The organism is Thermogemmatispora aurantia, assembly GCF_008974285.1.
Lineage (GTDB): Bacteria > Chloroflexota > Ktedonobacteria > Ktedonobacterales > Ktedonobacteraceae > Thermogemmatispora > Thermogemmatispora aurantia.
Window position 1 is genome coordinate 745,591 of sequence record NZ_BKZV01000003.1, and the last position, 10,096, is coordinate 755,686.

8 protein-coding genes are annotated in these 10,096 nt (G+C 62.9%); 2 read left to right on the top strand and 6 right to left on the bottom strand.

Features of this window, described 5'->3' with window-relative positions:
- The first annotated feature begins 6 nt into the window (after positions 1–6).
- A complete protein-coding gene (locus KTAU_RS12615; RefSeq protein ID WP_151728703.1) occupies positions 7–726 on the top strand; it encodes a response regulator in 720 nt (239 codons plus the stop codon).
- 148 nt (positions 727–874) lie between these two features.
- Here the strand turns inward: KTAU_RS12615 and KTAU_RS12620 are convergent, their stop codons facing one another.
- Positions 875–1,537, bottom strand: coding sequence for a DoxX family membrane protein (locus KTAU_RS12620; RefSeq protein WP_151728704.1), 663 nt, complete (start codon positions 1,535–1,537; stop codon positions 875–877).
- A 679-nt stretch (positions 1,538–2,216) separates the two neighbouring features.
- Here KTAU_RS12620 and KTAU_RS12625 point away from each other — a divergent pair.
- A complete protein-coding gene (locus tag KTAU_RS12625) occupies positions 2,217–3,560 on the top strand; it encodes a multicopper oxidase family protein (RefSeq protein ID WP_151728705.1) in 1,344 nt (447 codons plus the stop codon).
- A gap of 191 nt (positions 3,561–3,751) precedes the next feature.
- On the opposite strand, the gene KTAU_RS12630 is transcribed toward KTAU_RS12625, so the two are convergent.
- The 5 genes from KTAU_RS12630 to KTAU_RS12650 all read right to left on the bottom strand — a co-directional run.
- On the bottom strand, positions 3,752–5,833 hold the full coding sequence (locus KTAU_RS12630) for a PAS domain-containing sensor histidine kinase (RefSeq protein WP_170293265.1): 2,082 nt from the start codon (positions 5,831–5,833) through the stop codon (positions 3,752–3,754).
- 251 nt (positions 5,834–6,084) lie between these two features.
- The gene (locus tag KTAU_RS12635) at positions 6,085–6,537 is read right to left on the bottom strand and encodes a cupredoxin domain-containing protein (protein ID WP_151728707.1); all 453 of its coding nucleotides are present in this window, start codon (positions 6,535–6,537) and stop codon (positions 6,085–6,087) included.
- 200 nt (positions 6,538–6,737) lie between these two features.
- Complete coding sequence (locus tag KTAU_RS12640; protein WP_151728708.1) at positions 6,738–8,687, bottom strand: chloride channel protein; 1,950 nt, start codon at positions 8,685–8,687, stop codon at positions 6,738–6,740.
- An 85-nt stretch (positions 8,688–8,772) separates the two neighbouring features.
- Entirely contained in the window at positions 8,773–9,408 is a 636-nt protein-coding gene (locus tag KTAU_RS12645; RefSeq protein ID WP_170293266.1) for a TetR/AcrR family transcriptional regulator, read from the bottom strand.
- Positions 9,409–9,717: 309 nt separating this feature from the next.
- On the bottom strand, positions 9,718–10,096 hold a 379-nt coding region (locus KTAU_RS12650), incomplete at its 5' end, for a glycoside hydrolase family 6 protein (RefSeq protein ID WP_174844067.1).

The following is a 10,096-nucleotide window of genomic DNA, read 5'->3' on the forward strand; positions in this document are numbered from 1 at the left end:
AGGAGCATGGTGCGTAAGATAACAATCTTGTGCGTTGACGACGATCCGCATCTCTTGCGCCTGGTCTCGCGCAACCTGGAGCTGGAAGGCTACGCTGTCCTGACCGCCAGTGACGGCGAGCAGGCCCTGGCCGTATTTAAGGAGCAGCAGCCGGACCTGATCCTGCTCGACGTGATGATGCCCCGCCTGGATGGCTTCAGCGTCTGTCAGCGAGTGCGCGAGTATTCCGGCGTGCCCATCATTCTGCTGACGGCCCGCGGCCAGGATCAGGATAAAGTGCGCGGCCTGGATTTGGGCGCTGACGATTACCTGACGAAACCTTTTAGCATTGAGGAGCTGCTGGCCCGCGTGCGCGCCGTGCTGCGCCGCGCCCAATTTAGCAGCGGCGAGCGCGTCAGCGGGCTGCGCTCGATTATTACGGTCGGCGATTTGACCATCGATGATACGCGCCACCTGGTCACGCGCGCCGGGCACGAGATCGCGCTGACACCGACCGAGTATCGGCTGCTGGCCTATCTGGCGCAACATGCCGGGCGCGTGGTGACGCAGGACCTGCTCTTAGAGCGCGTTTGGGGAGCGGAATACGTTGGTGAGAGCCATATGCTGCAGGTCAATATCAATCGCCTGCGGCGCAAGCTGGAGGACGACCCGGCTCACCCGCGCTATATCCGCACCAAGGTCGGCGTTGGCTACATGCTGGCTGCTCCCGAAGACCTCGCCTCGTAAGCTGACCACAGCTCGCTCGCTCCTCCCAGGCACTGGCCCGACCCCGACCAGGGAGAAGACAAAGAGAGAGCCGGGGGTGATCACCCCCGGCTCTCGTGCCTGCTAGCATGCCCTGCATTTGAGCGCAGCGGCAGATCCGCAGCCCCAACTAGCGACCGCCAGCTCCAGCCTCCAGCGGCTCTGTGCGCTGCGCGCGCAGGCGGCTGAGCAGCGAGCCAGTCCACGGTGTGCCCAGCAGTGGCAGCAGGAGGCTATCGAGTCCATAGTAGCCGGCGATGCGCCAGGCCAGCATCAGGAGCAGTCCAAGCGTGCCCAGGATCGGGTTAATACTGACCGCCCCAGCCAGCATGAAGTTCAGGTTCATGAAGACGCCGAAGAAGGCCGCGATACCCGTCAGGGCGCCGAAGATCAGGCCCAGACCAACCAGAACCTCGCCAAAGGTCACCACGTAGGCGAAAGGGCCAGCGTTTGGCAGGACAACGTGCTGCAAGAAGGCCGCGTACCAGCCTTGCACTGCCGCATGCGGCCCGCTGCTCAGCGCTAACGCCCCTTTGACAAAGCCTTGCAGGGCGACCCCATCATGGCCGCTAAAGATCCACGGGCTGCTGACGCGCTGGCCAAAGCCGGTCCCAAAGGCGAAGTTGTAGCCGGTGAGCTTCTCAAGACCGGCGGTCAGCCATTCGTAGCCGACGTAGAGGCGCACGAGCAGCCACAGCCAGGCGATGCGCGTATCGGCGAAGAGGAAGCGCGCCAGCGGCGGCTCAGGAATTTGAGTAACAGAGCGCGGCTTCAAGACACCGATAATTTTCATAGGTGGTCCTCCCTCCTGTATCAGTGCGAACAAGCGATTCTTCATAAGTCCGATGCGATGGCCCACGCCGCGCGGCCTCCGCTGCCCGCCTCCGACGGCTGGCTGCGCCTGCGCCGCCCGGGCGAACAGCGGAGAGCATCAGCGATCGGGCTACCGCTACCCCCTCTTCCCTTTTTTCCATCCCAGCCACTCCCTGGCCTCCTCCATCTCCAGCCCCTACCACCGCTTCCAGAAGGGAATATAGCCCACACTTCTCACGAGAGGCTCTCGGCCACCTTCGTCCTCATCACAGGAGCGTCACAGGCCCCCACTACGACCGTGTTCCTCTCTCTCCCCTCCCCGGTTCGGCCCACCCCTACCCCTCAAGCAAGTATGACTATACGACACACAGCAGGAGCCGCGGCCTCAGTGATAGTCGCCGCCATTACCGATCATCGACCGAGACCTGTGCTTGAGCTGTGATGCCTTTGAGAGAACGGGAGCCGGCTTTGTGAGGGGGCTGACACCCGGCAGCGCTACTGTTCTCAATGCGAGCTGATCTGATCCTGTTGAGCTGATTCCAGCCAGCCTACCAGATCGGCCCGCAAGCCAGAACATACAAGGCGTGATCGTTCAGCTCAGATGCTGAAGCCAGTCAAAGCGCTAAAACTATCCCTGTCCATAGATAGGAGGCAGTACCATGGCATCGCAAGAAAGGGGAGAGGTCGTCAAGGAGACTCAAACGCAGCCAGCCGCCTCTGCTTCTCCCGAAGCCGGCCCAGACGAGCAAGCGCCAACCCAGCGCAATGGTATAGCCCAGGCGGGGGAGCCGGAGCGGCCGCCGGCCTCGGTAGCGAGGCCAATCATCCTGGAGGCAGGCAGCTATCGCCCGGAGACCTACCGCCAGCTCGCAGATGGAAGCGGCCACGTCGTCTTCGTGCGTCGTCGCCAGCCGAAGCCCGCCTATCCCTGGCGCCGGGTCTTCGCTCCGCTGGCCGTTCTGGTCGCTGCCTTGCTCGTCATGGTGGCCGTCCTCAGCTTTGGCCTCGGCAGTACCCTTGCCAGCGGCGGGAGCGCCACAAGCAGCACCAGCTCGGATCAGAGCACCACCATGAGTGGCATGAGCAGCATGAACACGAGCGGCCAGGACGCCAATGCCACTGCCACAGTCGCGGCTCTGCCACGGGCGACCCAGAGCCAGGGCAATCAGCTCGCCCCCTACGTGCGCGATCCTGACGGTGCCAAACACTTCACCCTGGTCGCCGAGCAAGTGCTCTGGGAGGTTGTTAAAGGTAGCTGGGTGCCAGCCTACACCATCAACGGTACCGTACCAGGGCCGATGATCCGCGTCACCGCCGGCGACCACGTGCGCATTACCTTCATTAATCATTTCCATGAGGCCACCAGCATCCACTGGCACGGTCTGGAGGTGCCCAGCCAGGAAGACGGCGTACCCGGCCTCGGCCAGCAGCCGATTCAGCCAGGCCAGAGCTATGTCTATGACTTCACGGTCCACGACCAGGACGTCGGCACCCACTGGTATCACAGCCACTATAACGACCTGAATGAAATAGCTGGCGGCTGCTATGGGGCCTTCATCGTTGACCCGCGTCCCGGCTCGCCCCAGGCCCGCGCGGAGGTCCATGCCGACGTCGACTACACGGCCTTCATCGGCACGCTGCCCGGCGGCTACTATGTCATCAATGGTAAGAGTTTTCCCGATACCCAGCCGCTGCACGTCAAGCATGGCCAGACCGTGCGCCTGCGCCTGATCGGGGCCGATACGCTGAGCATCCACCCGATGCACCTGCACGGGCACACCTTCACCGTGATCGCCCAGGACGGCCACCCGCTCACGCAGCCCTATCAGCGCGATACCCTGCAAGTCGCCCCCGGCGAGACTTACGACCTGATCTTTACGGCCTGGGCCGCGCCGGGCAGCATCTACCCCTTCCACTGTCACATCCTCTCGCACCTGATGAATCCAGGGCAGAATGCGAGCGAGATGGGCGGCCTGGTCATGTTGGTGATCTACGACCGTTAGCAGATTGATCACTCAGTCGCTGAGGCACAGGTTCCCGACAAGCCCCACAGCAGAAAGCGCCTGGACCATCCTTCAGTCCAGGCGCTCGCTTTTGTCTGTGAACTGTACCACGCAATAAGGAAAGGCGGCGGCCAGCTCCCACCTTTCTGCTCACTCTGGTGCTGATCATTCTGTCCGGTGCCAGTCCACTATCAGGCGCCGGCTTCCGGTAGGCCTGGCGTCGCCGCGCTGGCCTCGCTATCCAGCCGCTGCTCACAGCCCTCCTCGCTCTCCTCACGCAAGAGCGGCAGGCGCACAAAGAAGGTCGAGCCTTGTCCCTCCTCCGACTCAAACCAGAGACGGCCTCCATGCTGTTCTACCAGGGCGCGGGCCAGGTAGAGGCCAAGGCCGGTTCCCTCGATGCCCCAGGCGCGGGCATTCTCGGCCCGCATAAAACGCCCGCCGATCTGCCCCTGCTGATGACGCGGGATGCCGATGCCATGATCCTGGACGCTGATCAAAATTGCCCGCCCATCGCGCTCGGGCGCCACCCTGACCTCAACCGGGCCACCCTGGGGGCTGTATTTAATGGCATTCTCCACCAGATTGGTCAGGACCTGCTCCAGGCGATGGGGATCGATCAGGGCCACTAGCGGCTCCGCTGGCGCCTGCACCGTTAGCTGATGGCGCGCGGTCGTTGGCTGGAGGCGCCGCACCACCTGGCGCACCAGGGGGACCAGGTTCGCCGGCAGGCGCTGCAGTTGCAGGCGTCCGGCCTGCAGGCGACTGAGATCGAGTAGCTCCTCGGTCAGGCTAACCAGACGCGCCGTGCCCTGCTGGATCTCTTCCAGAGCCTCCCGCTGCCAGGTGGCCAGCGGAGGACCGTGTCCGCGCTCAGTCTGGCGCAGGAGCATCTCGGCATAGCCGGTCAGAGCAGCCAGGGGCGTGCGCAGCTCGTGAGCTGCGATGCTGATGAACTCATCCTTCAGCTCGTCGGCCTCTTTGAGGGGCGTCACGTCCTGGTGAATGACCAGAGCGAGCGGCTCCCCCGGCTCACACTGGCGCAACCGCTCGCCTTGCAGAGCCTCGGGAGGGACATGCAGCGGCAGAGCGCTCACCAGTACGGGGAGGAGGGTCCCATCGGCACGGCGCACCTGCTCCTGATAGAGCGAGATCGCCTGTTGCTCGCGCAGGACACGCAGCGTGACCAGCTCTTCAGGCGTCAAAGCCTTGCCTCGCTGATCGCTGATGACAATGCCATGCCTCTGCAGAAATTCCAGAAACGGCAGACCCGGTGGCCAATCGGTCCCCCAGACCCGGCGCACGGCTTGATTGGCCAGCAGGAGACGGGCCTGCTCCCCGGCCACCAGGGCCACAGCAAAAGGCAGGGCCTCAAAAAGCTGCTCCAGCAGTGAGAGATGGCCCGCCAGCATGGCCTGCGTCTCGCGCTCGCGCTGGCGCCGCTCGCTGATGTCACGGTTGATTTCCAGGGTAGCCAGAACCTGGCCCTGCTGATCGCGCACCAGGGCCTGCCGGCTCTCGACCACGACCAGGCGCCCATCACGACAGACCTGAGTCAGTTCCCCTTCCCATTGACCGTTTTGCTCCAGCACGGTCCGCACCGCCACCTCTCCTTCGGGGAAGCCAGTCTTGAGTAGGCGCGTGCTGATGCGCCCAAGAGCCTCCTGCGCAGGCCACCCGTAGAGACGCTCAGCTCCGCGATTCCAAAGCAGAATGCGATCAAGAGGATCACGCACAATAATGGCGTCGTAAGCCTGATTGAGCAGCTCGCCCTGCACGCTCAGATTCTGCAACAGGAGGGCCTTCTCGCGCTCGGCCCGGCGCTGGGCGGTCATGTCACGTACGGCAGCAATGACATAGAGTTGTTCGCCGACGCGCAAGGGGCTGAGGCTGATCTCCACCGGGATCTCGCTGTTATCCTTGCGACGGGCAAAAAGGCGTAAGCCGATGCCCATCGGACGCAGGCGCGGGGCTTTAAAGTAGTGGGCGGCATGCCGACGATGGATCTCGCGGAAGCGCTCCGGCAGGAGAAGATCCAGCGATTGGCCGAGCAGCTCCTCGCGGCTATAGCCAAAGACCGTCGTAGCCTGGGCGTTGACCTGGACAAGATACCCCTGCTCGTCTACAACGATGAGGGCATCAGGCAGGAGGTCGAGGAACTGGCGGAAGAGCGCTGAGGTGACATCAGCAACGATCGGAGGAAAGGCCGAGGGGACTGGCTCCCCCTGCCCTTGCTCCGGCGCTCCTTCTCCTTGAGGATCGTGCGCTGTCATGACACCTCCGCTTCGCATGCAAGCAGGCAGTAAGGTCACTCAGAGAGCAAGTCAGGGGCGGGGCGGCTGCGCTCGCTGGACATTGCTGCCTGTCGATGCGGCAAGTTCTCGCCACAAGGATTATAGCATCGCCGGCTGCCAGCGACAAGCACAGCTCTGCCCAGAGTGGCCCGTCGGTCTGGCTGGCTGCTCTGGCCTGGCCATCTTTCCTGTCAGAGCAGCCAGCAGGCAATCAAACAGACCAGGCTCTATCAGCCTTGAACAGAGACGGCTAGCTTCATGCCGGCTTCATAGTGCCCTGGCAGAAAACAGGCAAATTCGGGATGTGAGCCAGCCGCAGAGCGGGGAAAGGTATAATCGAGGGTCACAGTGGCTCCAGGTGGAATGTTTTCCACCGCTGCCAGAGCCAGATGGTGCATCTCATCCATTGACATATGCTGCGCCATCGAACCCATGCTGTGCGGCATAATGAGAAACTCGTGGGCCACCATCCCTTGATTGGTAATCACAAAGTGATAGGAGACGCCAGGCTTAAAAGTGGTCAGCGAGGCCTGGATCGCAAAGTCACGCTCTGTAATTGCCACGGTCTGGGACCCGGCGGGGGCCGAAGTCTGCGCCGGCGCCAACCCGCCACAGGCTGCCAGCACGAGGGCCAGGGAGACCAGTAGCACAAGCCATCGTCGCCAGTTCCAGATATGGCGCATATGCTTTCTCTTTCACTCCTTTCTCATCAGACCTGGACCGCCTGGTAGACAGAACCGCCGCGGCTGGACTGGCCATGACCAGACGATCTACTGCTTGTTCTCACTTCTTCACTCAGAACATACTATAGCAACCAGCGAAGACCCGCGCCCACGAGCAGTCAAGGTCAGGTCAGGCACCATCCTGGCCCGCCTGTCCGGGATCACAGCGAGAGGCTTTCCTCAGCCTTCTGCCGACCAACGCTGGTTGGCTTTCCATCTGTGCCGGTGAGTGCCAGGACGGACGAAGGCGGCAGTCCAGGTTCAGCCCCAGGCCCAGGGGGCTGGACCTGGGGAGCGCGCGCCGCCTGATAGGCCTGCAGGATCGAACGAGCAGAAACGTAGCCTACCAGATAGCTGGAGCCAGCCCTCTCCTCCACTACCGGTAACCAATCGCAGCGCTGCTCGAGCAGTAGGGCCAGCACCCGATCAAGCGGGTCAGAGGGCGTCACCGCCAGGGCCTGACCTGGCTCAAGCAACTCTGCCACGCGCCGCTGCTCCCGTTCGGCAGCCGCCACCGCCAGCACCTGCGCCAGCGTCAGCCTGCCCAGCCAGATCCCCCGCTCATCGAGGACAGCCACACTGTCGATCTTCCACTCCCTCAGCAACGACTCGGCCTGGGAGAGCGATAGGTCACTGCTTAGCACAGGCTGAGGAGGCAGCAGCGCTTGCCGGACCTGGAGGAGCGAGAGCAGGGGCCACGACCAGCGCCGGCGATGCGCTGGCGAATCGGCCCGTGTTCGCAGCTGATTGCTGTAGATCGATTGCTCGCCGACGATAAGCACGGCTATCCCTACGGCCAGCATGGCCGGAGCCAGAAGCGAAAGATTGCCGGTCATCTCAGCGACCATCAGCATGACCGCCAGCGGCGCATGGGCGATCCCGCCGAAGAGCGCCATCATCGCTACGATGACAAACGGCGCAGGCACCCCCGGCAAGCCCGGCACCAGGGGAGCTAGCAGGCGCCAAAATGCCGCCCCGACGGCAGCCCCAATCACCATGCCAGGGCCGAAGATCCCACCCGAGCCACCCGAGCCAATAGAGAGACCAGTCGCCAGGATCTTGAGGAAGGGGAGCGCTAGCAGCACCCAGAGCGGCCACGCAATCAGGCCCGGCCCCATCCAGAGCTGCACCCAACCGTAGCCCATACCCAGAACCTCGGGAACCGCCAGGCCGATGAGTCCCACCAGCAGGCCGCCCAGGGCCGGTTTGAGCCAGCGCGGGCATGGCAGACGATGAAAGAGAGCCGTCAGGCCGTAGAAACCTGTGGCATAGGCCCGCCCAACTAGCCCGCAGAGCACACCAAGCAGGCCATACCACAGCAGCTGTAGAGGCGAGCTGAAGGCCAGGTTGGCGGGGACGGCAAAGATGGGACTCCAGCCTGAGAAGACGCCAAAGACGCTGTATCCAACAATCGAGGCGATCAGTCCCGGGAGCAGCGCCTCAACTTCTAGATCCTCTTTATAGAGAATCTCCGCAGCGAGTACAGCCCCCCCAAGCGGCGCCCGAAAGATTGCTCCAATGCCGGCCCCGATCCCCGTGGCGATCGCCAGGCGACGCTCGTAGGCATCGAGATGCAAGAATTTAGCGAGTAAAGAGCCAAAGCCAGCGCTGATCTGGGCAGCAGGCCCTTCACGCCCACCGGAACCTCCAGATCCAATGGTGATAGCCGAAGCGATAAGCTTGATCAGGGGGACCCGCGCCCGGATCGGCCTGCCCTGATGAAAGGCCGCGATCGCCGCATCGGTTCCATGTCCTTCGGCCTCAGGCGCCCAGCGAAAGACAATCAGACCGGCCAGCAGGCCGCCACCGGTCGTCACCAGCGGCAGAAGCCAGGGACGGGACGCCGCCCAGAGCGGGGCCCAGGCCGTGCTGCCTTCCCCCGCCGGATCAGGCGGTCGATAGCCAATCAGTAGGCCCAGGAAAAAGGCGCTCGCCAGCTGGATGGCTTCGAAGAAGACGATGGCCCCCAGGCCAGCTACCAGACCGATGGCCGTGCTGAGTAGCAGCCACTTCCAGAGCAGATGAGGACGCTCTACCCCCTTCTCACGGCTCTCCCGACGCCCGTGAGGTCTCCAGCCCTGAAGGAGAACGGTCAGCCAATCAGTCAGCATGCACTATCTGCCTCCTTTTCATGATGGGTGGGTAGTCAGTCAAAATAAGGGATAAAAGAAGGGGAAGGGAGACAAGCCCTCGCCTTTACTCTCCTTGCTCACGCTCACCAGAATGGCTGTCGGAGGTCCCGAGGCCATGTAAGACGAAGTCGGCCACCGCTCCAGCCTGGCTGGCAAGCACAGAGGCAGGATATCCAAGCACGCGCGCAGCCAGAACGTAGGATTCGGTGACCGACAAGACCATCAGCGCGCTGGCTTCCAGCTCTGGCACTTTCATTGCACCACAGGCCCGACCCTCGGCCAGCAGATGGGCAATTGCTGCGACGTACTCTCTCAGCAGCGCCGCAGCCTCTTGCTGGAAGATGCGGTTGACCCCATAGAGCGCGCTCATGAAGACATGGAAACTATCGCTTTCCTGCTCCGCCAGCCTGACAAAGGCCAGAAAGAGAGCCTCCAGGCGCTGACGTAACGAATCCCCCGTCACTAAGGCAGCGCGGATCTCCCGCAGGTGGGCCTGGGCAATAAAGCGCAGCATCTCCAGAAACAATGCCCGCTTGTTTTCAAAATAGAGATAGATCGTGCCTTTCCCGATGCCGGCCTGCTCGGCAATGAGGTTAATGTTGGTCTGTTCAAAACCCAGGCGGGCGAACTCGCTAGCTGCTACGCGCAAAATGCGCTGGCGCGTGGCCTCGCGCGTCTGCTCATCGACGATCTTCGGCATGACCTCGCCTCCTCTGGTTCGACAATTCTCGACTGCCGTGTCCCCTTCTTTTTGATTAATGACCGACCAGTCACCCATATTCAGGGTACACTCACAAGGGCCTGGCTGTCAAGAGCAAGGGGCGGGAAGAGGGCCTGGGGCCGGGGAAGTCAGGACGAGGACAGGAGAGCGGCAGCGCTCCCAAAAAAGGCGGTGCCGTGACTGAACCGGAGGAGTCAGCCACGGCACCCGCCTCTGACCGAACGAGGAGTCCCCGGGAGAAAGAGATTCTGTATGAGACCAGCTTCTCCCGGGCCGAACGCCCCTTTATTAGAAGGGCGGATAGGCGTTCTGGACCAGGGTGTCGAAGCCCGCCTGGAACCAGGCCCCGGCCACCGGCGCGTTCGGCATCGCCCCCGTCGGCTGATAGTTGTTCATGGCATTACCGCCATAGTTGGGATCGCACATTTCATCGAAGCCCTTGCCCGTCGGGTTGTTCGGCCCCTGCGGGATCAGGCTGCTGGAGCCATCCGACTCCCCGGGCGGCTTGATCCACACAAAGGCATCAAAACCCGGCGCCGGGTCAGCCTGCGGACGCGCTCCAATCCCGCCCGGCTGGTTGCACCAGTTCCCTCGACTGTAGCGCCGATCAATGCGCGTCTGGTCCACGAACGTGTTCACATCCGTGGCGCTGCTCGGCCCCGTCGGG

What these genes read in the sequence shown, in the direction of transcription:
- KTAU_RS12615 (WP_151728703.1), top strand. Translation starts at nt 7, where the DNA reads ATGGTGCGTAAGATAACAATCTTGTGCGTTGACGACGATCCGCATCTC.
- KTAU_RS12620 (WP_151728704.1), bottom strand. Translation starts at nt 1,537, where the DNA reads ATGAAAATTATCGGTGTCTTGAAGCCGCGCTCTGTTACTCAAATTCCT.
- KTAU_RS12625 (WP_151728705.1), top strand. Translation starts at nt 2,217, where the DNA reads ATGGCATCGCAAGAAAGGGGAGAGGTCGTCAAGGAGACTCAAACGCAG.
- KTAU_RS12630 (WP_170293265.1), bottom strand. Translation starts at nt 5,833, where the DNA reads ATGACAGCGCACGATCCTCAAGGAGAAGGAGCGCCGGAGCAAGGGCAG.
- KTAU_RS12635 (WP_151728707.1), bottom strand. Translation starts at nt 6,537, where the DNA reads ATGCGCCATATCTGGAACTGGCGACGATGGCTTGTGCTACTGGTCTCC.
- KTAU_RS12640 (WP_151728708.1), bottom strand. Translation starts at nt 8,687, where the DNA reads ATGCTGACTGATTGGCTGACCGTTCTCCTTCAGGGCTGGAGACCTCAC.
- KTAU_RS12645 (WP_170293266.1), bottom strand. Translation starts at nt 9,408, where the DNA reads ATGCCGAAGATCGTCGATGAGCAGACGCGCGAGGCCACGCGCCAGCGC.